Annotated in this window: 20 protein-coding genes and 1 pseudogene; 7 read left to right on the top strand and 14 right to left on the bottom strand. The window is 73.0% G+C overall.

Going from position 1 to position 25,571, the window contains the following annotated elements; all coding sequences use genetic code 11:
• Positions 1-43 precede the first annotated feature (43 nt).
• Both pyk and ACFWJW_RS24555 read right to left on the bottom strand, forming a co-directional pair.
• Complete coding sequence (pyk, locus tag ACFWJW_RS24560) at positions 44-1,480, bottom strand: pyruvate kinase (RefSeq protein ID WP_387245253.1); 1,437 nt, start codon at positions 1,478-1,480, stop codon at positions 44-46.
• 145 nt (positions 1,481-1,625) lie between these two features.
• Positions 1,626-2,357, bottom strand: coding sequence for an SIMPL domain-containing protein (locus tag ACFWJW_RS24555; protein ID WP_387245250.1), 732 nt, complete (start codon positions 2,355-2,357; stop codon positions 1,626-1,628).
• A 188-nt stretch (positions 2,358-2,545) separates the two neighbouring features.
• On the opposite strand from ACFWJW_RS24555, the pseudogene ACFWJW_RS24550 reads away from it, so the two are divergent.
• A pseudogene (locus ACFWJW_RS24550) lies at positions 2,546-3,830 on the top strand (bifunctional metallophosphatase/5'-nucleotidase).
• Between the two features lie 49 nt (positions 3,831-3,879).
• On the opposite strand, the gene ACFWJW_RS24545 reads toward ACFWJW_RS24550, so the two are convergent.
• The 4 genes from ACFWJW_RS24545 to ACFWJW_RS24530 all read right to left on the bottom strand — a co-directional run bounded on the left by ACFWJW_RS24545 (position 3,880) and on the right by ACFWJW_RS24530 (position 10,996).
• Positions 3,880-5,316, bottom strand: a complete 1,437-nt coding sequence (locus tag ACFWJW_RS24545) for a lysine N(6)-hydroxylase/L-ornithine N(5)-oxygenase family protein (RefSeq protein WP_387245247.1) — start codon at positions 5,314-5,316, stop codon at positions 3,880-3,882.
• Positions 5,313-6,746: a pyridoxal phosphate-dependent decarboxylase family protein gene (locus ACFWJW_RS24540; RefSeq protein ID WP_387245244.1), complete on the bottom strand. Its 1,434-nt coding sequence runs from the start codon at positions 6,744-6,746 to the stop codon at positions 5,313-5,315. Before ACFWJW_RS24540 ends, ACFWJW_RS24545 begins: the two co-directional genes overlap by 4 nt.
• A 199-nt stretch (positions 6,747-6,945) precedes the next feature.
• Complete coding sequence (gene pepN, locus ACFWJW_RS24535; protein ID WP_387245241.1) at positions 6,946-9,513, bottom strand: aminopeptidase N; 2,568 nt, start codon at positions 9,511-9,513, stop codon at positions 6,946-6,948.
• A 595-nt stretch (positions 9,514-10,108) separates the two neighbouring features.
• Complete coding sequence (locus ACFWJW_RS24530; RefSeq protein WP_387245239.1) at positions 10,109-10,996, bottom strand: helix-turn-helix domain-containing protein; 888 nt, start codon at positions 10,994-10,996, stop codon at positions 10,109-10,111.
• Positions 10,997-11,200: 204 nt separating this feature from the next.
• On the opposite strand from ACFWJW_RS24530, the gene ACFWJW_RS24525 reads away from it, so the two are divergent.
• Complete coding sequence (locus ACFWJW_RS24525; protein WP_387245328.1) at positions 11,201-12,988, top strand: beta-galactosidase family protein; 1,788 nt, start codon at positions 11,201-11,203, stop codon at positions 12,986-12,988.
• A 42-nt stretch (positions 12,989-13,030) separates the two neighbouring features.
• On the opposite strand, the gene ACFWJW_RS24520 is transcribed toward ACFWJW_RS24525, so the two are convergent.
• From ACFWJW_RS24520 to ACFWJW_RS24510, 3 genes are all read right to left on the bottom strand, one after another.
• Positions 13,031-16,147: an endo-alpha-N-acetylgalactosaminidase family protein gene (locus tag ACFWJW_RS24520; RefSeq protein ID WP_387245235.1), complete on the bottom strand. Its 3,117-nt coding sequence runs from the start codon at positions 16,145-16,147 to the stop codon at positions 13,031-13,033.
• A 776-nt stretch (positions 16,148-16,923) separates the two neighbouring features.
• Positions 16,924-17,100, bottom strand: coding sequence for a hypothetical protein (locus ACFWJW_RS24515; protein WP_387245232.1), 177 nt, complete (start codon positions 17,098-17,100; stop codon positions 16,924-16,926).
• Positions 17,101-17,317: 217 nt separating this feature from the next.
• The gene (locus tag ACFWJW_RS24510) at positions 17,318-18,112 is read right to left on the bottom strand and encodes a S1 family peptidase (RefSeq protein WP_387245230.1); all 795 of its coding nucleotides are present in this window, start codon (positions 18,110-18,112) and stop codon (positions 17,318-17,320) included.
• A 264-nt stretch (positions 18,113-18,376) separates the two neighbouring features.
• Here ACFWJW_RS24510 and ACFWJW_RS24505 point away from each other — a divergent pair, with 264 nt between their 5' ends.
• Positions 18,377-19,276 carry a hypothetical protein gene (locus tag ACFWJW_RS24505; protein WP_387245227.1) on the top strand — a complete coding sequence of 300 codons (900 nt, stop codon included), beginning with the start codon at positions 18,377-18,379 and terminating at the stop codon, positions 19,274-19,276.
• 45 nt (positions 19,277-19,321) lie between these two features.
• Here the strand turns inward: ACFWJW_RS24505 and ACFWJW_RS24500 are convergent, their stop codons facing one another.
• The 3 genes from ACFWJW_RS24500 to ACFWJW_RS24490 all read right to left on the bottom strand — a co-directional run bounded on the left by ACFWJW_RS24500 (position 19,322) and on the right by ACFWJW_RS24490 (position 21,447).
• Positions 19,322-20,017, bottom strand: coding sequence for an alpha/beta fold hydrolase (locus tag ACFWJW_RS24500; protein ID WP_387245224.1), 696 nt, complete (start codon positions 20,015-20,017; stop codon positions 19,322-19,324).
• A 177-nt stretch (positions 20,018-20,194) separates the two neighbouring features.
• Positions 20,195-20,716 carry a GNAT family N-acetyltransferase gene (locus ACFWJW_RS24495; protein ID WP_387245221.1) on the bottom strand — a complete coding sequence of 174 codons (522 nt, stop codon included), beginning with the start codon at positions 20,714-20,716 and terminating at the stop codon, positions 20,195-20,197.
• Entirely contained in the window at positions 20,713-21,447 is a 735-nt protein-coding gene (locus tag ACFWJW_RS24490; RefSeq protein WP_387245218.1) for an MBL fold metallo-hydrolase, read from the bottom strand. The genes ACFWJW_RS24495 and ACFWJW_RS24490 overlap by 4 nt, the downstream gene beginning before the upstream one ends.
• Before the next feature lie 156 nt (positions 21,448-21,603).
• On the opposite strand from ACFWJW_RS24490, the gene ACFWJW_RS24485 reads away from it, so the two are divergent.
• A complete protein-coding gene (locus ACFWJW_RS24485; RefSeq protein WP_387245215.1) occupies positions 21,604-22,092 on the top strand; it encodes a hypothetical protein in 489 nt (162 codons plus the stop codon).
• Between the two features lie 71 nt (positions 22,093-22,163).
• Positions 22,164-22,640, top strand: a complete 477-nt coding sequence (locus ACFWJW_RS24480) for a PPOX class F420-dependent oxidoreductase (protein ID WP_387245212.1) — start codon at positions 22,164-22,166, stop codon at positions 22,638-22,640.
• A gap of 39 nt (positions 22,641-22,679) precedes the next feature.
• Here ACFWJW_RS24480 and ACFWJW_RS24475 read toward each other — a convergent pair whose 3' ends face one another.
• A complete protein-coding gene (locus ACFWJW_RS24475) occupies positions 22,680-23,402 on the bottom strand; it encodes an SDR family NAD(P)-dependent oxidoreductase (RefSeq protein WP_387245209.1) in 723 nt (240 codons plus the stop codon).
• Positions 23,403-23,470: 68 nt separating this feature from the next.
• Here ACFWJW_RS24475 and ACFWJW_RS24470 point away from each other — a divergent pair, with 68 nt between their 5' ends.
• Positions 23,471-24,052 (top strand): MarR family winged helix-turn-helix transcriptional regulator, encoded by a 582-nt coding sequence (locus ACFWJW_RS24470; protein ID WP_387245206.1) that lies wholly within the window; start codon positions 23,471-23,473, stop codon positions 24,050-24,052.
• Positions 24,053-24,067: 15 nt separating this feature from the next.
• Here the strand turns inward: ACFWJW_RS24470 and ACFWJW_RS24465 are convergent, their stop codons facing one another.
• On the bottom strand, positions 24,068-24,829 hold the full coding sequence (locus tag ACFWJW_RS24465; protein ID WP_387245203.1) for a winged helix-turn-helix domain-containing protein: 762 nt from the start codon (positions 24,827-24,829) through the stop codon (positions 24,068-24,070).
• Between the two features lie 67 nt (positions 24,830-24,896).
• On the opposite strand from ACFWJW_RS24465, the gene ACFWJW_RS24460 reads away from it, so the two are divergent.
• The gene (locus ACFWJW_RS24460; RefSeq protein ID WP_387245201.1) at positions 24,897-25,466 is read left to right on the top strand and encodes a hypothetical protein; all 570 of its coding nucleotides are present in this window, start codon (positions 24,897-24,899) and stop codon (positions 25,464-25,466) included.
• Positions 25,467-25,571: the final 105 nt, after the last annotated feature.

Raw genomic sequence — 25,571 nt, 5'->3', positions numbered from 1 at the left:
CAGTCAGGTACCTCGGCCCAGCGGGAGCGCGGTGCGGGTGGGGCTACTTCGAGGAGTCGTCCTCGCCGATGTGGTGGACGCGGACGAGGTTGGTGGAGCCGGGGACGCCGGGCGGGGAGCCGGCCGTGATGATGACGACATCGCCCTTCTGGCAGCGGCCGAGCCGCAGGAGCTGCTCGTCGACCTGGGCGACCATCTCGTCGGTGGAGTTGACGGTCGGGCCGAGGAAGGTCTCCACGCCCCAGCTGACGTTGAGCTGGGAGCGGGTGGCCGGGTCGGGGGTGAAGGCCAGGAGCGGGATGGGTGAGCGGTAGCGCGAGAGGCGGCGGACGGTGTCGCCGGACTGGGTGAAGGCGACGAGGAACTTCGCGCCGAGGAAGTCGCCCATGTCGGCGGCGGCGCGGGCGACGGCGCCGCCCTGGGTGCGGGGCTTGTTGGCCTCGGTGAGCGGCGGGAGGCCCTTGGCGAGGAGGTCTTCCTCGGCGGCCTCGACGATGCGGCTCATGGTCTTGACGGTCTCGGTGGGGTGCTTCCCGACGCTGGTCTCGCCGGAGAGCATCACGGCGTCGGTGCCGTCGATGACGGCGTTGGCGACGTCGGAGGCTTCGGCGCGGGTGGGGCGGGAGTTGTCGATCATCGAGTCGAGCATCTGGGTGGCGACGATGACCGGTTTGGCGTTGCGCTTGGCGAGTTTGATGGCGCGCTTCTGGACGATCGGGACGGTTTCGAGGGGCATTTCGACGCCGAGGTCGCCGCGGGCGACCATGATGCCGTCGAAGGCGGCGACGATGTCGTCGATGTTGTCGACCGCCTGCGGCTTTTCGACCTTGGCGATGACGGGCAGGAAGCGGTTTTCCTCGCGCATGATGCGGTGGACGTCTTCGATGTCGCGGCCGCTGCGGACGAAGGAGAGGGCGATGATGTCGGCGCCGTAGCGCAGGGCCCAGCGGAGGTCGTCCCGGTCCTTCTCGGAGAGGGCGGGGACGGAGACGGCGACGCCGGGGAGGTTGAGGCCCTTGTGGTCGGAGACCATGCCGCCTTCGATGACCTTGGTGCGGACGCGGGGTCCGTCGACGCCGGTGACTTCGAGGGAGACCTTGCCGTCGTCGACGAGGATGCGTTCGCCGGTGGTGACGTCGGCGGCGAGGCCGTCGTAGGTGGTGCCACAGATCTGGCGGTCGCCTTCCACGGACGGTTCGACGGTGATGGTGAACTCGTCGTCGCGTTCGAGAAGTACAGGGCCTTCGCGGAATCGGCCGAGGCGGATCTTCGGGCCTTGAAGATCGGCGAGGATGCCGACGCTGCGACGGGTTTCTTCGGATGCTTTGCGGACCCGGTCGAATCGTGCCTCGTGTTCGGCGTAGGTGCCATGACTGAGGTTGAAGCGGGCGATGTCCATTCCGGCGTCAACGAGGGCTTTGATCTGCTCGTACGAGTCGGTGGCGGGTCCCAGAGTGCAGACGATCTTTGCTCGGCGCATGTTTCGACTCTATGACTTACCGAGCGGTAGGGAACTGTAAGAAAGTGACTGCCCAACGAGCGCTTGATGAAAGGCTGTTGACAACTAATGAAATGCGCGCGAAGGCGCTCCGATGAGCGGAATATAGCCCTCGCGGCGGGTGGTCTCACAGTACGGGACGGGTCATCGTAAAGCGCGCGTTGACATGGGCGTAGACGGCCTGGCGCTGGGGTTCGAGATCGAGGGCGGGGGCGGATTCCTGGGTGGCGCCGCCGTAGCCGGCGACGGAGCGCATGGCGGGGGCGGCCATGGGGGCGGCGTTATCGGCGCCGAGGTCGGCGATCTCGAGCAGGGCATCGAGGCGGGCGCCGACGGCTTCGGCGTATTCGCGGGCGCGCTGGACCGCTTCGCGGACGGCTTGGGTGCGGGCGGCGCGGTGGGCGGGTGAGTCGGGGCGCAGGGCCCACCAGGGGCCGTCGACGCGGGTGAGGTCGAGGTCGGCGAGGCGGGTGGTGAGTTCGCCGAGGAGGGTGAAGTCGTTGAGGGTGGCGGTGTGGGTGACGCGTCCGTGGTAGGCGCGGATGCGTTCGTGGCGGCCCTTGTCGGTGAGCTGGGGGGTGAGGCTGAAGGTGCCGGTTTCGAGTTTTTCGATGGCGTCGCCGTAGCTCTTGATGAGGGTGAGGGCGGCTTCGTTGCGGCGGGTGAGGTCGGTGAGGGCGGTGTTGCGGTCGGTGCCGCGGGCGCTGACGGTGACGGCGAGGCGGGCGATTTCGGGGTCGACTTCGAGGCGGGCTTCGCCGCGTACGGCGAGGCGGGGGGTGTCGGGGGTGCCGTAGGGAAGGGCGGTGGGGGTGGTGCCGGTGGTGGGGACGGCGGGGGTGTCGTCGGCGTCGGTCATGGGTGGCTCCCGGGTGCGGGGGTGTGGGTGGTGAAGGGTCGCATACCGGGGCCGCCGGTGGCGGGTCATCAGGCCGCCGGGTGTGCGGGGTGTTCCGGGCGGGGTGGCTGCGCCAGAACCTACGCGCGTCGTCCACCGGTGTGGCGGTGTTCGCCCGCATGGTTCCGCGTTCGTCCGAGGGAGTTGGCATGTCGCTCGACCGTAGGAAGTTCTTGGGGAGTTCCGTGGTGACGGGAGCGGGGGTGGCCCTCGGGGGCGGTGCGCCGGCGGCGGAGGCGGCGGCCCGGGAGCCGGACGGCCACGGGCACGGCGGCCGGGAGCGGTATGCGTTCACGGTCATGGGCACGACGGATCTGCACGGCAATGTCTTCAACTGGGACTACGCCACGGACGCGGAATTCGACGACGCGGCGCACAACGATGTGGGGCTGGCGAAGATTTCCACCCTGGTGCATCAGGTGCGGCGGGAGAAGGGCCGGCGGAACACCCTGCTGATCGACGCGGGTGACACCATTCAGGGGACGCAGCTGGCGTATTACTACGCCAAGGTGGATCCCATCACGGATCCGGACGGTCCGGTGCATCCGATGGCGCGGGCGATGAATGCGATCGGCTATGACGCGGCGGCGCTGGGGAACCATGAGTTCAATTACGGGATTCCGGTGCTGCGGAAGTTCGAGGAGAGCTGTGATTTTCCGCTGCTGGGGGCGAATGCGGTGGATGCGAAATCCCTGCGCCCGGCTTTCCGGCCGTATGTTCTGAAGCGTTTGCGGTCACCGCGGGGGCGGGTGGTGACCGTGGCCGTGCTGGGTCTGACGAATCCCGGGATCGCGATCTGGGACAAGGCGCATGTGCAGGGGAAGCTGGCGTTTCCCGGGCTGGTGGAGCAGGCGGCGAAGTGGGTGCCGAAGCTGCGGTCGATGGGCGCGGATGTGGTGGTCGTCGCGGCGCATTCCGGGACGAGCGGTACGTCGTCGTACGGATCAGCTGCCGTATGTGGAGAATGCGGCGGCCTTGGTGGCGGAGCGGGTGCCGGGGGTGTTGACGGGCGCTCAGCTGCGCGCGTATCTGGAGTTCTCGGCGCGGTATTACGTGCAGACGCCCGGCGGGGGTCCGGTGGATCCGTCGAAGCTGACGAACGCGGACGGTATTCCGGATTACCACTACGACGTGGTGCGCGGGGTGTCGTACGAGGTCGATATCGCGAAGCCGGCGGGGCAGCGGATCGGGAAGCTGCTGTTCGACGGGAGGCCGTTGGATGATGCGGCGCGGTTCGTGCTGGCGGTGAACAATTACCGGGCGAGTGGTGGCGGCAATTTCCCGCATGTGGCGGCTGCCGAGCAGGTGTGGTCGACGTCGGACGAGATGCGGAATCTGATGATCGGGTGGATGCAGGGGACCGGGGAGATCGATCCGGCGCAATGGGCCTCGGTGGACTGGAAGTTGACCCGGGACGGGGTGCCGGTGTTCTGAGTCCGGGCGGGGGCCGGGAGGTCGCCCCCGTGCGGGCGGCGGGTGCGGGTCAGCGGCGGGGCACGAGGGTGGAGCCCTGGCGGGGGACCATGCCCGCGCGGCCCGTGGTGGGCTGCGGGAGGCCGAAGGTGGTGAAGGCGGTGCGGGTGGGGAGCGGGTAAGGGGTGTCGCCGGTGAGGGAGTTGAGGATGGTGGCGCTGCGCCAGGCGGCGAGGCCGAGGTCGGGGGCGCCCACGCCGTGGGTGTGGGTTTCGGCGTTCTGGACGTAGACCGAGCCGGTGATGGCGGGGTCGAGGATCAGCCGGTGGTGGGCGTCGATGCGGGGGCGGGCGCCGGAGTCGCGGCGTACGTAGGGGTCGAGGGCGGCGAGCAGGGTGTCCATACGGCGTTCGCGGTAGCCGGTGGCGAGGACGACGGCGTCGGTGGTGAGGCGGGAGCGGGTGCCTTGCTGGATGTGGTCGAGGTGGAGTTCGACCTTGGTGGTGCCGACGCGGCCCGCGGTGCGGACGAAGACGCCTGGGGTGAGGGTGGCGTCGGGCCAGCCGCCGTCGAGGGTACGGCGGTAGAGCTCGTCGTGGAGGGCGGCGAGGGTGGTGTGGTCGATGCCTTTGTGGAGCTGCCACTGGCCGGGGACGAGGTCGTCGCGGACGCGTTCGGGGAGGGCGTGGAAGTAGCGGGTGTAGTCGGGGGTGAAGTGTTCGAGGCCGAGCTTGCTGTATTCCATGGGGGCGAAGGCAGGGGTGCGGGCGAGCCAGTGCAGGCGTTCGCGGCCGGCGGGGCGGGCGCGGAGCTGGTCGAGGAAGATTTCGGCGCCCGACTGGCCGGCGCCGATGACGGTGACATGGTCGGCGGCGAGCAGGCGTTCGCGGTGGTCGAGGTAGTCGGCGGAGTGGATGACGGGGACGGCGGGGGCGTCGGCGAGGGGGCGGAGCGGGACGGGGATGTGGGGGGTGGTGCCGATGCCGAGGACGAGGTTGCGGGCGTAGGTGCGGCCGAGGGCTTCGGCTTCGCCGTCGGGGTCGAGTTGGGTGAAGTCGACTTCGAAGAGTTCGCGTTCGGGGTTCCAGCGGATGGCGTCGATCTGGTGGCCGAAGCGGAGGGTGGGGAGTTTTTCGCTGACCCAGCGGCAGTAGGCGTCGTATTCGGCGCGGTGGATGTGGAAGCGCTCGGAGAAGTAGAAGGGGAAGAGGCGTTCGCGGGTCTTGAGGTAGTTGAGGAACGTCCAGGGGCTGGCGGGGTCGACGAGGGTGACGAGGTCGGCGAGGAAGGGGACTTGGAGGGTGGCGCCGTCGATGAGGAGGCCGGGGTGCCAGTGGAAGGCGGGGCGCTGGTCGTAGAAGGCGGTGCGGAGGCCGGTGAGGGGGTGGGCTAGGGCGGCGAGGGAGAGGTTGAAGGGGCCGATGCCGATGCCGGCGAGGTCGAGGGGTTCGTCGGGGCTCGTGGTGTCGGTGGCGAGGGGGCCTTCGGGGGGTGGCGTGCTGCTCATCTGGGGGTGTGGCCTTCCACGAGTTTGAGGAGGGTGGTGAGGTCTCCGGGTTGGGTGTGGGGGTTGAGGAGGGTGGCCTTGAGCCAGAGCCCGGTGGGGGTGGTGGCGCGGCCGAGGACGGCCTGTCCGTCGGTGAGGAGGGTGCGGCGGATGGTGGCGAGGGTGGTGTGGTCGGCGCCGGTGGGGCGGAAGAGGACGGTGCTGAGGGTGGGGCGGGAGTGGAGTTCGTAGCGGGGGTGGGCCTCGATGAGGTCGGCGAGGGTCCGGGCGGCGGCGAGGGTGCGGTCGACGAGTTCGCCGAGGCCGTGGCGGCCGAGGGCCTTGAGGGTGACCGCGATCTTGAGGATGTCGGGGCGGCGGGTGGTGCGCAGTGAGCGGCTGAGCAGGTCGGGGAGGCCGGCTTCGGTGTCGTCGTCAGCGTTGAGGTAGTCGGCCTGGTGGGCGAGGGGGGCCAGGGTGGCGGGCCCAGGGACGGCGAGGAGACCGGCCGCGACGGGTTGCCAGCCGAGTTTGTGCAGGTCGAGGGCGACGGTGTGGGCGCGGGCGAGGCCGTGCAGGGCGGCGCGGTGGGTGTCGCTGAAGAGGAGGGCGCCGCCGTAGGCCGCGTCGACGTGGAAGCGGGCGCCGTGCTGTTCGGCGACGTCGGCGAGGGCGGGCAGCGGGTCGATGGCGCCGGAGTCGGTGGTGCCGGCGGTGGCGGTGAGGAGGACGGGGCCGGTGCGTCCGGCGAGGTTGGCCAGGCAGCTGTGGACGGTGTCGGGGGTGAGGATGCCGTCGGGGGTGGGGAGGGTGAGGGGTTCGGGGAGGCCCAGGAGCCAGGCGGCGCGGTGGATGCTGTGGTGGGCGTTGGCGCCGCAGACGATCCGGAGGGGGCGGGCGGGGCGGTGCGGGTCGGTCGCGGTGCCGTCGGGGGTGCCGGCTTCGCGGGCGAGGAGCAGGGCGAGCTGGTTGGATTCGGTCCCGCCGGTGGTGATCAGCGCGTCGGGGTCGGTGGCCTGGGGATAGACCAGCGCGGCGAGGGCGCGGCTGGTGAGGGCTTCGAGGGTGGAGGCGGCGGGGGCCTGGTCCCAGGAGTCCATGGAGGGGTTGAGGGCGGCGGCGGCGAGATCGGCGGCGGCGGCGAGGGCCAGCGGCGGGCAGTGCAGATGGGCGGCGCAGTGCGGGTCGGCGGGGTCGGCGGCGCCGGCGGCGAGGGTGTGGACGAGGGTGCGCAGGGCGGCGAGCGGGCCGCTGCCGTGGTCGGGCAGCAGGGGGTGGCAGGCGTCGCGTACGGTGCGGGCGACCGCCTCGGGGCCGCCGGGGGGCAGGGGGCCGGCGCGGTCCTCGGCGCCTGTGGTGAGGGCGTCGAGGACGGTGTCGAGGAAGGGGCGGAGTGCGCGGGGGCCGTTGGTGCCGCCTGCGAGGGCGGTGCCGGCAGGGGGCACAGGCATCAATGTGCTCTTCTGTCAGGGGAGTTCGGGCCGTGGTCCGGTGCGGACGAGCCCTGAGGCGGCCCTAAGTTACTTTCCCCGTACGGTACGTATCCACTGGTCGGGCGGTCATACCACCCGTAAGTGGTACGGGTGTACCGCAGGTGTTCGGGTGCCGCCGGCTGCCGGTCCGGCGGCGCCCGGTGCGTTCCGCCGGCGGTCAGGCGCCGCCGGCCGCGGCGCGTACCCGCAAGGCCCGCCGCAGGTCGTCGAGCTGGTCGAGGAGCTTACGGCGCAGGGCGGGGGTCGGGTCGCCGTCGGTGAGGCACGCCTCGCCGAGCCGGAGGGTGTGGTCCTCGACGAAGGGGGCGGGGAAGGCGTAGCGGCCGGCGGCCGTGGCGAGGGCCGGGCCGCGGGCGGCGGCGAGGGCGGGGACCTCGGTGAAGTAGCGGTCGACGTAGGGGCGGAGCAGGTCGAGCTGTTCGGGGGCCCAGAAGCCGGTGGCGGTGGCGGTGAAGAGGTAGTTGGAGAGGGCGGCCTCGCCGTCGGTGGTGAACAGGGCGTCCCAGGCGGCCTGTTTGGCGGCCGGGTCGGGGAGCGCGGCGTGGCAGCGGGCGGCGCCCTCGCGGCCGGTGGCGCTGGGGTCGCGGGCGAGTTCGGCGTCGATGGCGTCCGGGGTGGTGGCGCCGAGGGTGGCGAGCCGGCCGAGGATGCGCCAGCGCAGTTCGGGGTCGAGGCGGGGGCCGCCGGGGACGCTGCCGTCGTCGAGCCAGTCCTGGATGCCCGCGGGGGTGGTGGCGCTGTCGATGAAGGCGCGTACGGCGGTGAGCCGGAGTCCCGCTTCGGTGCCGTGTTCGGGGCCTTCGGTGCGGCGGAGTATGTCGCGGCTGAGGGCGGTGAGGGTGGTGAGCGCGGCGTGGCGTTCGGGGAGAGGGAGGTAGTGGTCGGCGATCTGGGTGCGGGCGAAGGCGAGGACGCCCTGGACGAGGGCGAGGTCGGTCTCGTGCGGGAGGTGGGCGCGGGCGGCGTCCAGGTAGGCGGTGGGGGCGAGTTCGCCGTCGCGGACCATGTCGCGGGCGGCGTTCCACACGACGGCGCGGGTCAGCGGGTCGGGCAGGCCGGACAGCGCGCCGAGGGCGGTGTCCCAGGAGACGGGGTCGAGCCGGACCTTGGCGTAGGTGAGGTCCTGGTCGTTGAGGAGGAGCAGGGCCGGGCGGCCGCCGGTGGCCCTGTGGGGGCCGTCGTCGGGCAGGTCCCAGGACAGCGGTTCGCGCGGCACGAGGCGGCCCGGCGTGGCGCGGTCGTGGTCGTAGAGCCCGATGGTGAGCCGGTGCGGGCGGGTGCCGTCCCCGCTTCCGGTCTGCTCGACGGACACGCTCCAGGTGCCGTCCGCGGCCTCCTGCACGACCGGGGTGAGGGTGTCGACTCCGGTGGTGCGCAGCCAGCGGGCGGCCCAGGCGTGGACATCGCGGTCGGTGGCGCGGGCGAGGGAGTCGAGGAAGTCGGCGAGGGTGGCGTTGCCGAAGCGGTGCCGGGCGAAGTGCTCGTTGATGCCGGTGAGGAAGTCCTTCTCCCCCATCCAGGCGACGAGTTGGCGCAGCGCGGAGGCGCCCTTGGCGTACGAGATGCCGTCGAAGTTGAGCAGCGCGGAGGCGGTGTCGGGGACGTCCGCGGGGGTGGGGGCGACGGGGTGGGTGGAGGGCCGCTGGTCGGCGTCGTAGCCCCAGCCCTTACGGGCGACGGCGAAGTCGGTCCAGGTGTCGGTGCCCCACTTCCTGGGGGGAGTCCCCCCGGACCCCCCGCGGGTGGCTTCGGCCAGGACCTGGTAGCCCATGTATTCGGCGAAGGACTCGTTCAGCCAGATGTCGTCCCACCACTGGAGGGTGACCAGGTCGCCGAACCACATGTGGGCCATCTCGTGGGCGATCACCACGCCGCGGGTCTGGCGTTCGGTGTCGGTGACGGCGGAGCGGTAGACGAACTCGTCGCGGAAGGTGACCAGGCCGGGGTTCTCCATGGCGCCGGCGTTGAACTCGGGGACGAAAGCCTGGTCGTAGGAGTCGAACGGGTACGGCTCCGCGAAGATCTCGTGATAGCGGTCGAAGCAGCGGCGGGTGAGGTCGAGGATCTCCTCGGCGTCGGCGTCCAGGTAGGGCGCGAGCGACCGGCGGCAGTGGATGCCGAAGGGCAGTCCGGCGTGCTCGGTACGGACCGAGTGCCAGGGGCCGGCGGCGACGGCGACGAGGTAGGTCGAGATGAGCGGGGTGGGGGCGGCCTGCCAGCGGCCCTCCCCCAGGTGCTCGGTGCGGCCGTTGGCGAGCACCGTCCAGTCTTCCGGGGCCTGGACGGAGAGCGCGAAAACGGCCTTGAGGTCGGGCTGGTCGAAGGCGGCGAAGACGCGCTGGACGTCCTCCATGAACAGCTGGGTGTAGACGTAGCTCTCGCCGTCGGCCGGGTCGGTGAAACGGTGCATGCCCTCGCCGGTGCGGGAGTAGTGCATGGCGGCGTCCAGCCGCAGCTCATGGGCGCCGGGGGCGAGGCCGGTCAGCGGGAGGCGGTTGTCGTCGAGGGCGGCGGGGTCGAGCGGCCGGCCGTCGAGGGTGACGGAGTGCAGCTCGGCGGGCCTGATCTCGACGAAGGTGTCGCCGCCGGTGCGCGCGGTGAAGTGGATGACCGTCCGGGAGCCGAACCGCTCCGCGCCTCGGGTGAGGTCGAGGTCGACCTCGTAGCGGTGGACGTCGATGAGTCGGGCTCGGGTCTGCGCCTCGTCGCGCGTCAGTTGGGGCATGGGGCCATGCTGCCGTACCGCCTGCGGCGGGTGCAGGTGGGTTTGGGGGCCCTTGTTTGTCTGCGCGCGCGTTGTGGCTGGGCGCGCAGTTCCCCGCGCCCCTGTTTGGGTGCCGTGCGTTGTTTGGTGCGGCGCCGTGGTGGCTGGTGCCGTTGCGGCTGGCGCCGTTGCGGGGTCTGTGGTTGCCGCGGGGGTCGGAGGGGACGCACCGGGGCCCGTCCTCGGCGCGGGCGACGCGGGTCCATGGGATTGAGTACCCCGGTGTTTGCTCCGGTCCTGCGGGCGGGCCCCGGTACATCCCCTCCGACCGTTCCCCGTTGCCGGCTGCCGGACGGTGGCACCGTCCGTCACAGACCAGCTCGGCCCGCGCCCAAGCTGCTGGGGACGGCCCGGCCAGGTGCCTGCCAAGGGGTGCCGCTGGCTTGCCGTAACGGTCATCGGTACGGCGGGACGGCCGCGTACGGGGAGGTCGGAGGGGATGCCCGGTGCCCCGCCCGCAGGACCGGAGCAAACGCCGGGGTGCGTACCGGGCGTCCCCTCCGACCCACCACCCACCCGCCGTAGGCGAACAGCGAACAGCCCACGGCAAACCCGCTCAACCGCTCCAGCCGCTGACCAAGGGGGGATCGTTCGGGTCCGGGATCTGGGTGGACCAGCCGCCGGGCACGTTGTGCACCTGGCGGTCGCGGAAGCGGATGGGGGCGGTGCCGACGCGGCGGGTGAACAGGCGGCTGAAGTAGGCGGGGTCGTCGTAGCCGACGCGGCGGGCGACGGCGGCGACCGGGAGTTCGGTGCCCACCAGGAGTTCCTTGGCGCGGCCCAGTCGTATGCCGAGGAGGTAGTCCTTGGGGCTACAGCCGGCGCCGCGGCGGACGGCGGTGCGGAGTTCGGCGGGGGTCATACCGTGCCGGGCGGCGTGTTCGGCGACCGAGAGGGGGAGGAAGGCGTCGCGGGCCAGGGCCTGGAGGACGGGGTCGCCGTCGGCGTCGGTGTCGGCGCGGGCGCGGCGCAGGGCGACCAGGAGTTCGTGGACGGCGGCGGAGGTCTCGACTTCGAGCAGGGGGTTGCCGCGGCGCGCGGCCCGTGCGATGCGCCCGACCGCGGCCCGTGCGGGTCCGGTGTCCGCGAGCGGTACGACGGGCCGGTCCGGCTCGATGTAGCCGAGTTCGGTGTAGGTGGCGGCGGCCGGGCCGGTGAAGTCGACGAAGCTTTCGTCCCAGCCGGTCTCGGGGTCGGCCCCGTAGTGGTGCACCACGCCCGGCGTGATCCACAGCAGGGCGGGGGCGGTGACCGGGTGGCGGCGGCCGTCGGGGGTGGTGCACCAGCCGCGGCCGGCGCTGATGACGATGGCGACGTGGTGGTCGAGGGTGCGCGGGCCGACCGTGGGCAGGGCGCCGTGCTGGAGGCCGACGCCCAGGCACACCAGGCCGAGCCGGTGGTGGACCGGGTTCGGCGTGAAGTACCGCATCCAGGTGTGGTACACGCCCGGCCTCCCGTCGCTCCGTATCTCTCCGTGCCGCTCCGTCGAACCGTCCAAGCAGGGTCGATCTTTGTCCATGGACCGGCGCACCGCCAGAGGGCGAGGGTGACCGATGACGTATCGGTGACCGTGCCCGCCCGGCCCGTCGGCGCCCAGGCGGCCACGGCGCGGTGCCGGCGGCACGGGACGACACAGGGGCGGGGCGACGTGGCGCGGTGTGTGGTGGGCGAGCGGGACTTCACGGTGGACGGGCGGCCGGTGCGGCTGCTGTCCGGTGCGATGCACTACTTCCGGGTGCACGAGGCGCAGTGGGGCCACCGGCTGGCGATGCTGCGGGCGATGGGCCTGAACTGCGTGGAGACGTATGTGCCGTGGAATCTGCACGAGCCGCGGCCGGGTGCGTTCCGGGATCCGGAGGCGCTGGGGCGGTTCCTGGACGCGGCCGGGGCGGCGGGGCTGTGGGCGATCGTCCGCCCGGGGCCGTACATCTGCGCGGAGTGGGAGAACGGCGGGCTGCCGGAGTGGCTGACCGGGCCGCTGGGGCGGCGGGTGCGGACCCGGGACGCGGAGTATCTGCGGGCCGTGGACGCGTGGTTCGGGCGGCTGCTGCCACAGGTCGTGGCCCGTCAGTGTGACAGCGACGGCCCGGTGATCATGGTGCAGGCGGAGAACGAGTACGGCTCGTACGGGAGCGATGCCGGCTATCTGGCGTGGCTGGTGGAGCGGCTGCGGGCGCTGGGGGTGCGGGTGCCGTTGTGCACGTCGGACGGGCCCGAGGACCACATGCTGAGCGGTGGTTCGGTGCCCGGTGTGCCGGCCACCGTCAACTTCGGGTCCGGGGCGCGGGAGGCGTTCGCGGCGCTGCGCCGCCATCGGGCGGACGGGCCGCTGATGTGTATGGAGTTCTGGTGCGGCTGGTTCACGCACTGGGGGCGCGGCGAGGAGCCGCGCACCGCGGAGGACGCGGCGGCGGCGCTGCGGGAGATCCTGGAGTGCGGCGCCTCGGTCAACGTCTACATGGCGCACGGCGGGACGAGCTTCGGCGGCTGGGCGGGCGCGAACCGCGCGGGTGAGCTCCAGGACGGGGAGCTGCGGTCGACGGTCACCTCGTACGACTACCAGGCGCCGGTCGATGAACGCGGGCGGCCGACCGAGAAGTTCTGGCGGTTCCGGGAGGTGCTCGCCGAGTACGCGGAGGGGCCGCTGCCCCCGCTGCCGGAGCCGCTGCCCGTATTGGCGGCTCCGGTGCGTGCGGTGGTCGGGGAGTGGGCGCCGCCCGGGGAGGTGCTGGCGGCGCTCGGCGGTGCGGAGGTCGAGGCGGCCGGTCCGGCGACGTTCGAGGAGCTGGGGGTGGACCGGGGGCTGGTCCGCTATCAGGTGACGGTTCCGGGGCCGCGGGGGCGGTACCCGCTGCGGGTGCGCGGGCTGCGGGACCGGGCGGTGGTGTACGTCGACGGGGAGCTGCGGGCCGTGGTGGACGGCGAGGACGTGGTGCTCGGGGAGGTGGCGGGGCCGGCGTCGGTGGAGCTGTGGGTGGGGTCGCTGGGGCGGGTCAACTACGGGCCGCGGCTGGGCGAGTCGAAGGGGATCGTGGGCGGGCTGCTGCACGAGCGGCAATATCTGCACGGGGTGCGGTCGCGGGGGCTGCGGCTGGACGCGCTGGAGGAGGCGGGGGCGATGGCCCGGGTGCCGTTCCGGGCGGTGGAGGGGGCCGGTGGCGGTGCGGGGCTGTACCGGGGGACGCTGACGGTGGCCGGGCGGCCCGGTGATGCGGATCTCGCGCTGCCGGGCTGGCGCCACGGGTTCGCCTGGATCAACGGGTTCTGTCTGGGCCGCTATCGGGCCGAGGGGCCGCAGCGCAGGCTGTATGTGCCGGGTCCGGTGCTGCGTGCGGGCGACAACGCGCTGCTGCTGTGGGAGTGGGAGGGCGCCCCGGCCCTGGTGGGAAGAGGGGCGGGGGCGCCCGGTCTGTATCCCTGCACGGCAGGGAGCTGAGCGCGGCCGTGGGGGCGCGGCGGCCCCGCCCCCACGGCCCGGTTACACCTCGCGCACCTCGAACGTGTCCAGGACGAACTCCGCCGTCCCGTCGTCGCCCACCTTGCGCAGTCCCACCCATGCCGTGCCGTTGGCCGGGGCGGTGAACTCATAGGTCCAGCTGGTGGGCCGGGTCGCCACCGGGAGCGGGCGGCGGCTCAGCTCGCGGGGCGCCGGTTCGTCGACGGCGGTGACCCAGGCGTACTGGCCGGCTTTTTCGTTCTCGTAGCGGAAGGTGACCCGGTAGCGGCGGCCGGCGGTGAAGCGGACGGTGTGCGGGACGGTCCGGTAGACCAGCCCGGTGTTCTCGCCGCGTGACTTGAGCGAGGAGCCGCCGTCGATGACGTCGTCGATCGCCTTGCCGTTCCAGCCGCGCTGGGTGAACGGGGCGTGCCGCTGGGCGATATGGGTGCGCGGGTCGGTGCTGCCGCCCGCGTCGCCCTTGACGAAGACGCCCCAGCCCTGGGGGACGTGCTCGAAGTCCTCGTAGGCCAGGGCGCCCTTCTTGGTGGCGGCCTCGGCGGGGACGACGCGGACGTTGTCGAAGCGGACCCGGGCCCGGCCGGCCGCCGCGGTCAGGGCGAGGGTGACCGGGCCGCCGCCCTCGGGGACGGTGAAGTGGGTGAACAGGCGCTGGAAGCGGGTGCCGGATTTGCGGTCCGCCGCCACGTAGTTGCCCGCGGTGGAGGTGTCCGTCCAGTTGGTGGCGGTGACGCCGTCGGCGGTACGGATCTCCAGGCCGGCCCGGCGCCGCTCGCCCGCCGTGGCCCCGACCTCGATCTGGACGGAGGCGGCGTAGCTGCCGGGGGTCAGCCGGGCGAGCTTCCGGGCGACGGTGGCGGCGCCGCCCGCGCCGATGACCAGCTCGTAGTCGCCCGTCTTGCTGAGCCGTACGGCAGCCGGGCCGGTGGTCCGCCAGCCGTCCAGGGTTCCGGAGTGGAATCCGGGGTCGGTGACGGGGGTGCCCTCGCCCCAGTGGGGGTCGCCCTGGGCGGGGGCCTTGGTGCGGTGGAGGACGTAGGCCACCCCGGGCTTGGCGGTGAGGGTGATCCTGCCGTCGCTGACGGGGATCCGGGTCTCCTGGGTGCGGCCCTGGTCGGTGAGGCGGTAGGCGTAGACGGCGCGGGCGGCCGACCAGCCCCGGGGCAGCTTCCAACTCGTGGTGCCACCACGGGGGTTGTAGTGGTAGAGCTTGTCGGGGTCGGTGGCCCGGCGGGGCTCCCAGGGGAGCAGATAGGTGCCGCCGTCGTAGACGAGCCGGCCGTCGGTGGTGATCCGGCGGGGGCCTTCGGTGTCGCTGACCGAGGTCCTGGTGGGGCCCTCGAAGGTGATCTCGTGCGCGTCCCAGGTCTTGATCGGGTACGCCTGGAGGTATTTGGCGGGCAGCGCGTCGGTCCAGATGATCGTGTGGAACGCGTGCCAGTCGGTCTTGCCCACCCAGCCCTCGAAGTTGCCCATCCGGCCGTGGCCGAGCAGGGTCGGCCACTTGTCGGCGAAGACGTCCTTGTGGTGGTGGTGCAGGAAGCGGATCAGCTGGGAGTTGATTCCGCGTGAGGTGTCGGGGCCGTAGTCGGTCTCGTTCGCCCAGTGCGACCACAGGGCGGAGCGTTCCAGGCCGTGGCCCCATTCGGTGGTGATCTGCCAGCCCTGGTCGCGCAGATGGCGCTGGAGCCGGTCGGAGTTCCAGCCGGACTCGCGGAAGACGTCGAGGTAGAGGGTGTTCAGCGCGGGATCGGTCTCCTCGCGGAGCTGGGCGAAGCGGCGGGCGATGTCGCCGGAGACCAGATCGCGGCGGGCGTCGATGCGGTAGGACTGGTCGAGCCAGTCCCACTGCTTGTCGTCCTTGTCGACGAGCGTTTCGGAGAAGGCGTGCGCGACCGGGTAGGACTCGGTGGCGTTGACGTGCACCGCGAAGTCGCTGTTCCACTTCTTGCCGGCGCGCAGCAGGGTGTTGAGGTCGGCGAGGCCGCCCGCCCGCTGGTTGTAGTTGCCGCCGTAGTCGGGGTGGGCGGAGTCGTGGCCCTCGGACTGGTAGCCCTTGAGGAGGGTGAACTGCCGCAGCCCGTCGGTGGCCAGCGCGATGCGCTTGACGGTGTCGAGGGTGGCGAGAAAGGGGTTGGTGGCCTGGCTGGCGAAGTTGAACGGGATGTGCGGGACGACCCGCAGATGCTGTTCGTCGGCGCCCAGCGGCCGCTCCAGGAGGTCGCGCAGCGCGATCGCGCCGTCCTGCCAGTCGGCGATGCCGTCGCCGTTGCGGTCGCGGGTGACGACGACGGTCGCGTACGGCAGGGGGTCGGTGGCGATGGGGGCACCTCCCGCTCGAGCGGAGTCGAGAGCGGGGGATGGCTGGCCGGCCGCCCGGTGGGTCCACTGGCCGCAGCCGAGCTGGGCCGTGACGAAGCCGTCGCCGTGCACGGTCTGCCGCCACAGCCGTCCGTTCTCCCAGGTGGTGGCGCCGGTGGGCCGGTCGTAGCAGGTGTTGGTGTCGATGCCGGCGGCCAGTTGGCCGGTGGCGAGGACGGCGTAGGCGCATCCGGTGGGGGTGGCCTCGGCGGGGGTGTCGTCGGTGACCCTTACCAGGGTGTCGCCGCTGGTGGCCTTGTCGAGGGCGATCCGGGCGGCGAGCAGGGTGGGGTCGGGCTGGTCGCTGCGGACGCCGAGCAGGGCGAGGCCGGGGATCTCCAGGGTGCCGACGCGCAGTGCCGGGGTGTCGGCGATGCCGGTGACCCGCCAGGTGGTCCGCCGGCCGTGGACGGCGATCTCGACGGTGAGGGTGGTGCCGCCGTCGAAGCCGAGGGTGTAGGTGGCCCGGCCGGCGCGGGCGCGGTGGGTGACCCGGGGGGTGTGGGCGGTGCCGTCGATGAGGACCCGGGTGACCGGGGTGTGCCCGCCGTACAGGACGGCGCCGGTGCCGCGGTCGGTGTAGGACACGATGCGCGGGAAGGCGGTGTCGACGCGGACCTCCAGCGCGTCGGACCGCAGCACCGCCTCCGCCGCGCGGGGTGCGGCCGTCGCGGGCCGACCGGCGAGCGGGAGGGCGCCGGCGACCCCGGCGAGCGCGGTGGCGGCGACGACCTTTCGGCGGCTGGGCCCGGCCGGGGCTCCGGTCTGTTCGTTCACGCGCGCGGCCTCCTTCGTACCTGCACTGCCTGTCGGCGGACAGCGTGCTGCCGGTGTGGGGCGTGCGCCTATGGACAAAGGAGGGGCAGGTGTTGGACAGATGTGCGGCGGGCGGGGAGGGGCGGGGCAGGCGGGCCCCGTCGTCGAGGGCCGGGGCCGGTCGTGGGGGCCCCGCCGTCCGGACCGCGGCGAGATCGCGCAGCCGCTGGACGTCCTGCCGGCGCAGGGTCAGCGAGTAGGCGGCGACGACCACGGTGAGCACCGCCTGGACCACGGTGAAGAGGCCCGGCCGGAGGTCCCGCAGCGGGATGAGGACGCAGGCCGGGCCCAGGAGCGGGCCGAGGACGGCGGCGGTGCGGCCGGGCGCCCGGCGGACCACGGCGGCGAGCAGCAGGAGCAGGGCGAGCCCCTCGCCCCCCACACGTGCGGGGGGGGCGAGGTCCGGCGATCAGCAGCGCGGACCCGGTCAGCGAGATCACGGCCGCGGCGGCGGCCCGGGCGGTCAGCGGGATGCGGGTGCTGGGCACCGTGCACAGGCAGACCGCGAGGGCGGTCGCCCCCATGACGGCGTGCGGCCGGGCGGGCTGGTGGGCCATCGCCACGGTCTCCAGCCCCGCGAGGCGCAGCAGGAGCACCGCCGGGCCGGCCGCGGCCGCGACGCGGTGCGGTGCGGTGGCCTGCGCGCCGGCCGCCCCGGCAGGGGGCTCATCCGCGGAGCCCGCCGGGTGCGCTCCGGGGCCGGCAGCGGGAACCGCCGCCGGGGGTGGGGGTCCGGTTCACCCCCAAGCCGCCGTCGAGGGGGCATCGTCCGGCGTCTCAAGGGGATCGTGATGACCGCCGAGCAGGACATAGGCGAGGGTCGCGGCGGAGGCGGCGAGGAGCAGTGCGGCGAAGACCGTGGTACGGCGGTCGCGGTCGGGCGCCGGGGGCCGGCGGCGGGGCTCGGGGGGCATGCCGTTCACGCTAGGGAGCCGGTGCGGGGCCGCCCAGAGGCCGTCCGGCCCTCCATGACGGCACAGGACCCGGCCGGGAAACCGTATTTGGTCCCGGGGCGGACGGACCAAGGGCCGTGGTGCGGCGGGACCAAGGGCCGGGACGGAGGTCCGGGACTTCCGGCCCGGCGAAGGGCCCGGGGAGCGGCTCCCCGGGCCCCGGAAGGTGCGGGGCCGGTCAGCCCAGTTCGCCCGCGGCCTTCTTGATGTCGGCGGCGAAGGCGCTCACCTCGCTGTAGACACCGGGCTTGCCGGGCCGTGCGCAGCCCTCGCCCCAGGAGACGATGCCGACCTGGAGCCACTTGCCGGCATCGTCCTTGCGGAACATCGGGCCACCGGAGTCGCCCTGGCAGGTGTCGGTGCCGCCGGTGTCCAGCTTGCCGGCGCAGATCTCGTCACCGGGGGTCAGCTGGTCACCGTATGCCTTCTGGCAGGCGGCGTCGTCGACGAACGGCACGGTCGCCTTGAGGAGGTAGCGCTGCTGCTCGCCGCCTTCCTTGTCGGCGCCCCAGCCGGCGATGGTGAAGTCGCCGCTGTTGAGCTTGTCGTCCTCGGCGATCTTCAGGGTGGGCTGGTCTATCGGCTTGGCGAGCTTGATCAGGGCCCAGTCCTTGCCCTTGCCGTTGTAGCCGGGGGCCTGGAGGACCTTGGTGGAGTTGACCTTGACGGCGGCGGAGTCCTCCAGGTCGACCACGCCGGCGGTGGCGGTGATGGAGGTGTTGTCGCCGCTGCCGTCGACGCAGTGCGCCGCGGTGAGCACGATGTCCTTGGCGTAGAGGGCGCCGCCGCAGCCCATCGACAGCCGGACCATGAAGGGGAATTCACCCTGGTCGGCCTTGGTGCCGCCGACGACCTTGGTGGACGGTTCGGGGGCGGGCGCGGCCGAGGCCGAGCCGGGCTGGAGGCTGAAGGCGGCCAGGGCGACCGCGCCGACGGCGAGGGTTCTCTTGAGGGGCTTCCGGTAGCTGCGCAACGGGCTTCCTTTCGTGGGGGGTTGCACGTCGATGACGAGCCCATGCCAACACCGGAGCCGGACGTGACCGCCGCACACAGCACGTGGAGGACGGCAGCACACCGTGAGGCGTCCGGACCCAGTGGGGGATGAGTCCGTACAGCGCTCTGCGATTATGTGGAGTGGGCGATCAGAGTGACAAGGGTGCGCATCCGGCCAACTCCCGTACGCGCCACGCCCGTACACCTCATTCCGGACTTTCCCGGCCCCCCGTACAGTGGCCGGGTGACCACCGGCGGCAGAGCGATCGAGCACGGCTACCCCCACCTCGACACGGTGCGTGCGGCCGTCCACGCCCTGTTCAAGCGCCTGTCGTACGACACGGTGCGCACCTTCGACACCAGCGTGCTGCCGGTCGACGTGGCCTTCGACGAGGACGAGGATCTGCATCTGGGCGCGCAGCGGGTGGCCGGCGCCCTGGTCCGGCAACTGCATCTGCCGGACGCCCGGGCGGTGATCACCTTCCGCGGGATGGAGCATGCCGCGAATGTCGAACTCACCGCGGGTCCGGAGTACTTCATCGAGCTCAACGACCGCTTCCGGACGCACCGCAAGGACATCGGCGCGGCCCTGGCCCATGAGGTGACGCATGTCGCGCTGCACCGTCTGGATCTGGCGTTCCCCGGCACCCGCGACAACGAGATCCTCACCGACACCGCCGCCGCCTACCTCGGCGCGGGCTGGCTGCTGCTGGACGCCTACCGCGAGCACGGCCCGTTCTCGCAGAAGCTGGGCTATCTGACGCCGGAGGAGTTCGGCTATGTCCTCGCCAAGCGCGCCCGGTTCTTCGGGGAGGACCCGGCGCCGTGGTTCACCAGCCCGCAGGCGTACGACGCGTACACGGCGGGCGCCGCACGGGCCCGGCAGGACCTGCGCCGGCCACCGCTGGCCGGCGCGGGGTGGGCCGCGCGGCTGCGCTACGCCAAGGACCGCCGGGCGGCGCAGGACCCGCGGCGCACGGGCCGGCTGCCCGCCGCCGACGAGGGCTATGCCTTCGAGGGCCCGTCGCCGCTACGGGTGTCGTTCCCCTGCCCCGCCTGCCATCAGCGGATCCGGGTCCCGGTCCGCGGCCGGCTCCAGGCGCGCTGCGGACTGTGCAAGACGCTGCTGGACTGCGACACCTGACGGGGTACCGGCCGTGGCGCGGGGCGGCCGGCTCCCGGGCCGTGCCTAGACCCACCCCTCCAGGCCCGCCATGAAGCCGTCGAAGTCGTCGCGGTGGATGGTGTGGCCCGTGCGGGGCACCGTACGGACCTCGAAGCCCCGCCCGGTCAGATCTGCCGCCGCCTGTTCGGAGAAAAGGAACCCCTCCCCCGCGAACTGCACCAGGGACGGCACGACCGGCTTCTCGGGCGTGTGGTCCTGGAGATGGACGGCGGACAGCGCGAGGGCGGTCCCGGTGTCCCAGTCCGCGACCGTGGCCAGTTCGAGGTCGACATCGGCGTCGCACCAGCGCGGGTTGAAGGTCCGCACCATCTCCCGGTCGGCCCGCTTGAACGCGACGAACAGGGCCGGGTCGACGGGCTGTCCGACCCTGGCGAGCGACCAGGCCGGATCGCAGTACACCGCCCGCCGCGGCTGGAGCCGCTCCACCGCCAGGGACAGCGCCAGCCCGCCCAGGGAATGCCCGATGGCGACCTCGGGGGCGGCGGGCAGGGTCTCCACGAGGTCCTCGGCGAACAGCTCGGTGCCGTACGCGCCGCGCGGGCTGCGGCCGTGGCCGCGCAGATCGACGGCGAGCACCCGGTAGCCCCGGTCGGCGAGCGCCGGACCGACCCGGTGCCAGGTGCGGTGATCGGACATCAGGCCGTGGACCAGCACCGCGACGCGCTCGCCGGTGCCCCATTCGTGGGTGTGCAGCTGCATGCCCTGCCTCTCTTCGGTTCCCGCGCGCTCCGGCGCCCGGGGGCCGGTCCCGTGCGCCGGGCGGGCGCCCGGCCCGACGTTACACGTGCCGGCGGCGACCGCCCGTGCGCCGCCCGGACCACCGTCGGCCGCGTCCGCCGTCGGGCCGATGCGCCCGCCCGGCCCGGCGGACCGCCGCTACAGCTCCTTGCGCATCAGCGTGCACATCGTCTCGTGACGGCGCACCGCCCCGTCCGGCCCCTGCTCGTCCCACGCCTCGGGCCGCCGTCCGTACGCCCGGTACCCCAGCCGCTCGTAGAGGGCGCGTGCCCGCGGATTGCCCACCTCCACGGCGAGTTCGGCGCGGTGCACCCCGCGGTCGCGGATGCGGTCCTCCGCCGCGGCGATCAGGACGCTGCCGATTCCGCAGCATCGGAGGGCGGGCAGCACGGCGAGCTGCCACAGCAGGCCGGCGTCCGGGCGGGCGAGATGGTCGACCCCGCCGATCGCGACCGGCTCCCCGGAGGGCGGGCAGACCGCGAGGTAGTCCACCTCACCGCGCCGAGCCCGCGCCAACTGCCGTTCCACCTCGGTCAGATGGAGCGGTGAACCGGACCAGCCGCAGCCCGGCAGATCGGCGGGGGTCAGCTCGCGCACGGTCAGCGGCACGGTGACGGCGCGGTCGCCGGGCGGGGCGCCCCGGCCGGGCGGGGCGTTCACAGCCAGTCCTTCTCGGGGGTGGCCGCGGCCAGGATGTCGCGGGTGCCGGTGCGGAGCGGGACGCCGTGCGGGACGCACACCGTGTCGACCGCGTCGAGGGTGGCGAGCCGCCGGAAGGAGGCGATGGCCTGCTCGCGTGCGACGTTGCCGGGGCCGAGGACCGCCCGGCTGCCGTCGGGGGTGGTGCCGATGATGTCGCCGGGGAAGAGCAGCCGGCTCCCGGGGAGGTGCAGCGCGATCCCGCCGGGGGTGTGGCCGGGGACGTGCAGCACCCGCACCGGCTCCGGCCAGCCGTCGAGGGTGTCCCCGTCGTGGAGTTCGACATCGACCTCGACGGGGCGCAGCGGTGGGACCCCGGCGGCCGCGAAATCGGCCATGACCCCTTCGAACAGCGAACGCTCCGCGGGGGTGAGCACCGGGGCGGGTTCGGGTGCGGTGCCGCGGATGTACGGGGCGTCCAGCGCGCCGGCCAGTACCCGGGCGCCGGTGGCGGCGACCAGGTCGGCGGCGGAGCCCATGTGGTCGATGTGGGAGTGGGTGAGCACGATCTGCCGCAGCTGGTCCGGCCGGCCGCCGAGCCGGGCCAGCGCATCGAGGACGGCGGGGGCCGAGCCGGGGATGCCGGTGTCGATGACGGCGTATCCGTCGTCGGGGAGGGCGACGAGGTACACATGGCCGACGGGGAAGGCGAGTTGCCGGACGGTGGGGGTGATTTCGGTGAGTGCGTCCATGGCCGGGACGCTAGCCGGACCGCGCCGGTGACCATCGGTCTTTGCGCCGTGGGCGGATTGAGCGCAGAGCGGAAGCCCCGGCCGGCACGGCCGAATGCGGCCGGAACCTGTCTTGCCTTCGGTACGTCTCAGCGCCGAACACCAAGGAGGCAAGTCATGCGAGGATCCCACCTCTCCCGCACCCGTACCCTCACCACCGTGCTCGCGCTGGCGGTGTCCGGCACCGCCGTGCTGTCCGGCTGCGGCCAGAAGCAGCAGACCGTGGGCAGCGCGCCGCCGCCGAAGAAGCCGGACGCCTTCGAGCAGCGGGCGGACCAGATCGTGCGGCACTGGCCGAAGGTCTCCCCGGTCACCGGGCGGCAGCAGGCGCTGCTGCCGCTGGCCGGCGCGGAACGCCCCAAGGACGAGGGGGCACGGGAGATCACCGTCACCGTCGGGCACAGCGCCTGCGATGTGGACTTCGGTGCCCGCGGCCATGAGTCGAAGGACCTGGTGGTAATCACCGGCTGGGGCAAGCGGAAGAGCTCCAAGGGGATGTGCACCGAGCAGCTGGCCACCGACAAGGTGAAGGTGCGGCTCAAGAGCGCGCTGGGCGACCGCAAGGTCGTGGACGCGGCCACCGGCAAGGAGCTCTTCAAGAGCTGACCGGGGCGGCGTGGCGGTGGGTCGGCTCCGCGGTCCGGCTTCGAGGGCGCCCCACGCCCTAGGCTCACCGCATGAGCCCTTCCACCGCCACCAACACCCGTGTCGACCTGCCCGAGCTGCTGGAGTTCGTCCGCCCCCGCCACCGCGCGATCCTGCTCACCCGCCGCTCCGACGGCACCCCGCAGGGCTCGCCGCTGACGTGCGGGGTGGACGACTCCGGGCGGCTGGTGATGGCGACGTATCCGGAGCGCGCCAAGGTCCGTAACGCCCGCCGGGTCTCCTCGGTCAGTGTCATCGTGCTGTCCGACGAGTGGAACGGCCCGTGGGTGCAGATCGACGGTGAGGCCGAGGTCATCGACACCCCGGACGCCATCGAGCCGCTGGTCGAGTACTACCGCAACGTCGCCGGTGAGCACCCGGACTGGGACCAGTACCGGGAGGCCATGCGCAAGCAGGGCAAGTCGCTGATCCGGGTGACGCCGCTGCGCTGGGGTCCGGTCGCCACCGGCGGCTTCCCGGCCCGGCTCACGGAGGGCGGCGGCGCCTAGCGCACGTCGGCACCGCCGCCCGAACCGGCCGGCCGGGCGTCAACGGGTGCTGCGGGTACCGCCGTTGACGTTCAGGACCTGGCCGGTGATGTGCCGGGCGGCCGGTGACGCCAGGAACGCCACCGTCCCCGCGATGTCTTCCGGGGATCCGGCGCGGCCCACCGCCGCGGCGGCCACCAGCCGGTAGCGGCGCTCGTCGGTGAGCCGGTCGCGGAAGAAATCGGTGTCGGCGATATAGCCCGGCGAGACGACATTGGCGGTGATGTCGCGGGGGCCGAGGTTCCGGGACAGTTCGACGTTCCAGGAGGCGAGGCCGGCCTTGGCCGCCCCGTAGGAGCCGGCGCCCTGGTCGGCGGCGATCGACCCGAGGTGGACGACCGCGCCGCCGGCCGCCAGCCGGCCGTCCAGCGCCCTGGTGGTCAGTGCGGCGCTGACCAGGTTCGCATCGAGGTTGGCGCGGAAGTCCCGGGCGTAGGACGCCAGATCGGTGGGCTCGTCGGTGTCGAGGTCGGTGTTGCCGCCGGCGTTGTTGACCAGGACGTCGATCCGTTCGGGGAGCCGGGCGAGCAGCGCGGTGAGCGACTGCGGGTCGGTGTGGTCGCACACCAGCGGCCGGACGGTCGCCCGGCCGGCCGCGGTCTCCTCCAGGGGCGCGAGGCGTCGGCCGGTGACGAGGACCTCGTCGCCGCGGTCCGCGAAGTGGTGGGCGACGGCGCGTCCGATGCCGGTTCCGCCGCCGGTGACCAGGATGGTGCGTGACATATGCTGAGCTCCGTCCATCACGTTCAGACCTAAATTTAGACCTGAACATAACATCGGCGGGAGGGCCCGTGGCAAGGGAATCCGAGACGCAGGACGGCCACGACCGGGCGGCGGGCGACGCCTCCGGGTACCCCGTGGAGGAGATCGCGGCCGCCTGGGAGCGCGAGCGCCCCGGCACACCGGTCTCCTCGATCGGGATCGTGACGCCGATCTGGCAGCTGGCGAAGCTGCTGGGTGACGACCGCCGCCGGGTGCTGGCCCGCGCCGGAGTGGACCCGGCCACCCTCGATCTGCTGAGCGTGCTGCGCCGCGGCGGCCCGCCGTACACCCTGACGACCCGTGAGCTCGGTCGTCGCTCCATGGTGACCGCGGGGGCGGTCTCCCAGCGGGTGGCCCGTGCCGAGCGCGAGGGGCTGGTGACCCGTCGGCCCGGCGCGGGCCGCCCGCGGACGGTCCTGGTGGAGCTGACCCCGGCCGGCCACGAACTCGTCGAGGCCACCGTCGACCAAGTGCTCCACCGCGAGGCGGAGTTGATCGACGGCCTGACACCCGGGCAGCAGACGCAGCTCGCCGGCCTGCTGCGGATCCTGCTCCAGGACACCCAGCGCAAGCTCGGCGACGACCGGCTCAGCCAGGTCGGTGACGTCTGAGGGGCGCCCGGGCGGTCAGCCGCGGGGCGGCTGGAGCGTGAGGGACGGGAAGAGCACCTCGTCGGGCAGCCCGAGCTGCCCGCGGAAGGCGGCCCGGCCCGCCGCGGTGACGGTGAGGATGCGGGTGGCGACGGCCTTGACGACCCAGGCGCGCTCCACGGCGTGCCGGTAGAGGGCGGCGCCGACCGCGCCGGAGAGATGCTGCCGGCGCACCGTCCAGTCGAGGCAGGTGCGGACATGGGCCCGGTGGGCGTCCGGCGGCGCGGCGTCGGGGAGGCCGAGCGCGGTGAGCCAGTCGGCGCCGGCGGCGGTCAGCACCAGGCCGTAGTCCCGGGCCAGCAGGCCGCGTTCGGTCATCGCGTCGGCGATGGCGACGCCGAGGGCGCCGGCGATGTGGTCGTAGCACGTGCGGGCGTGGTGCAGCGCCCGGCGGTGGTTGGCCTCGGCCAGCGAGCGGACCGGGACACGGCGGTAGGGGGCGAGTCCGGCGAGGTTCTCCAGGGTCTCCGCGGCCTCCGGACCGGCGAGCCGGACGTAACGCCGCCGGCCCCGGCGCTCCTCGGCGAGCAGTCCGCCGGCGACCAGGAGGTTGAGGTGCTCGGTGGTGGTGGACGGCGCCACCGCGGCGTACTCGGCCAGTTCGCCCGCGGTCCAGGCGCCGCCGTCGAGCAGGGCCATACAGATCGCGGCACGGGTGCGGTCCGCGAGCAGCGCCGCGAGGGCGGCCAGATCGGGGGTCTCCGCGACGCTTTCCTGATCGGCGTCCCATCGTTTCATGTACACAGAGTAACCTCTGATAACATTTCGGTGAGCACCGAATCATCCGGCTTCTATCCTCGGCAGCATGAAAGGCGCCCTGGAGAAAAGCAGTTCGGTCGCCCCGGCGCTGCTGTCCACGGAGAACGACGACGGAACCTTCGTCCTGGTCGAGCTGCGCATCCGGTGGGAGCTCGGACCGGTCGTCAGCGTCTGGCTGCCGGCCCGCGGCCGGACCGCGCGCAATCTCGCGGTACGCCCGGACGTGGTCTTCAATCTCCCGCCGGACGGGACCGGGGCAGAGGAGGGGGCGAGCGCCACGCCGTCCACGGACGCGCCGTGGACGGAGCCTTCCGAGCTGGTGCGGCCGCCCCGACTGGCGTACTGCCCGGTGCAGTTGGAGGCCCGCCGGGTCGGCGAGCGGACGGTCACCGACGGCGCGTGGACACAGCTCGAGGCGCAGGTGCTGCGGGTGCATGCCGATCCGCGGTGGGTGCTGCCGCCGGGCGACCGGCGGATCGACCTGGGGGCGTGGCGGGCGCCGGTGCACGACTTCCGTTCGCCGGGCACTCCCCCGCCGCAGCCGGTGCCGGCGTCCGCACCGGAGATGGCACGGCAGTTGGGGCGGCGCTATCCGGCCGCCCGGGGCGGTTCGTAGGGCGACCCCGGTGCGGAAAAGGCCGCGGCGCCTGTCCTCCGGTCGGGGGAGGAGGCAGGCGCCGCGATTGTTCCGCACGACGTTGTACGGGACATCGGAGGACGG

Source organism: Streptomyces sp. NPDC127097, assembly GCF_042724075.1.
Lineage (GTDB): Bacteria > Actinomycetota > Actinomycetes > Streptomycetales > Streptomycetaceae > Streptomyces.
This window is presented reverse-complemented; position numbering and strand designations above follow the sequence as displayed.

Coding starts and splice junctions, on each gene's coding strand:
- pyk (WP_387245253.1), bottom strand. CDS start 1,480: ATGCGCCGAGCAAAGATCGTCTGCACTCTGGGACCCGCCACCGACTCG.
- ACFWJW_RS24555 (WP_387245250.1), bottom strand. CDS start 2,357: ATGACCGACGCCGACGACACCCCCGCCGTCCCCACCACCGGCACCACC.
- ACFWJW_RS24545 (WP_387245247.1), bottom strand. CDS start 5,316: ATGAGCAGCACGCCACCCCCCGAAGGCCCCCTCGCCACCGACACCACG.
- ACFWJW_RS24540 (WP_387245244.1), bottom strand. CDS start 6,746: ATGCCTGTGCCCCCTGCCGGCACCGCCCTCGCAGGCGGCACCAACGGC.
- pepN (WP_387245241.1), bottom strand. CDS start 9,513: ATGCCCCAACTGACGCGCGACGAGGCGCAGACCCGAGCCCGACTCATC.
- ACFWJW_RS24515 (WP_387245232.1), bottom strand. CDS start 17,100: ATGCCCCCCGAGCCCCGCCGCCGGCCCCCGGCGCCCGACCGCGACCGC.
- ACFWJW_RS24500 (WP_387245224.1), bottom strand. CDS start 20,017: ATGCAGCTGCACACCCACGAATGGGGCACCGGCGAGCGCGTCGCGGTG.
- ACFWJW_RS24490 (WP_387245218.1), bottom strand. CDS start 21,447: ATGGACGCACTCACCGAAATCACCCCCACCGTCCGGCAACTCGCCTTC.
- ACFWJW_RS24485 (WP_387245215.1), top strand. CDS start 21,604: ATGCGAGGATCCCACCTCTCCCGCACCCGTACCCTCACCACCGTGCTC.
- ACFWJW_RS24480 (WP_387245212.1), top strand. CDS start 22,164: ATGAGCCCTTCCACCGCCACCAACACCCGTGTCGACCTGCCCGAGCTG.
- ACFWJW_RS24475 (WP_387245209.1), bottom strand. CDS start 23,402: ATGTCACGCACCATCCTGGTCACCGGCGGCGGAACCGGCATCGGACGC.
- ACFWJW_RS24465 (WP_387245203.1), bottom strand. CDS start 24,829: ATGAAACGATGGGACGCCGATCAGGAAAGCGTCGCGGAGACCCCCGAT.
- ACFWJW_RS24460 (WP_387245201.1), top strand. CDS start 24,897: ATGAAAGGCGCCCTGGAGAAAAGCAGTTCGGTCGCCCCGGCGCTGCTG.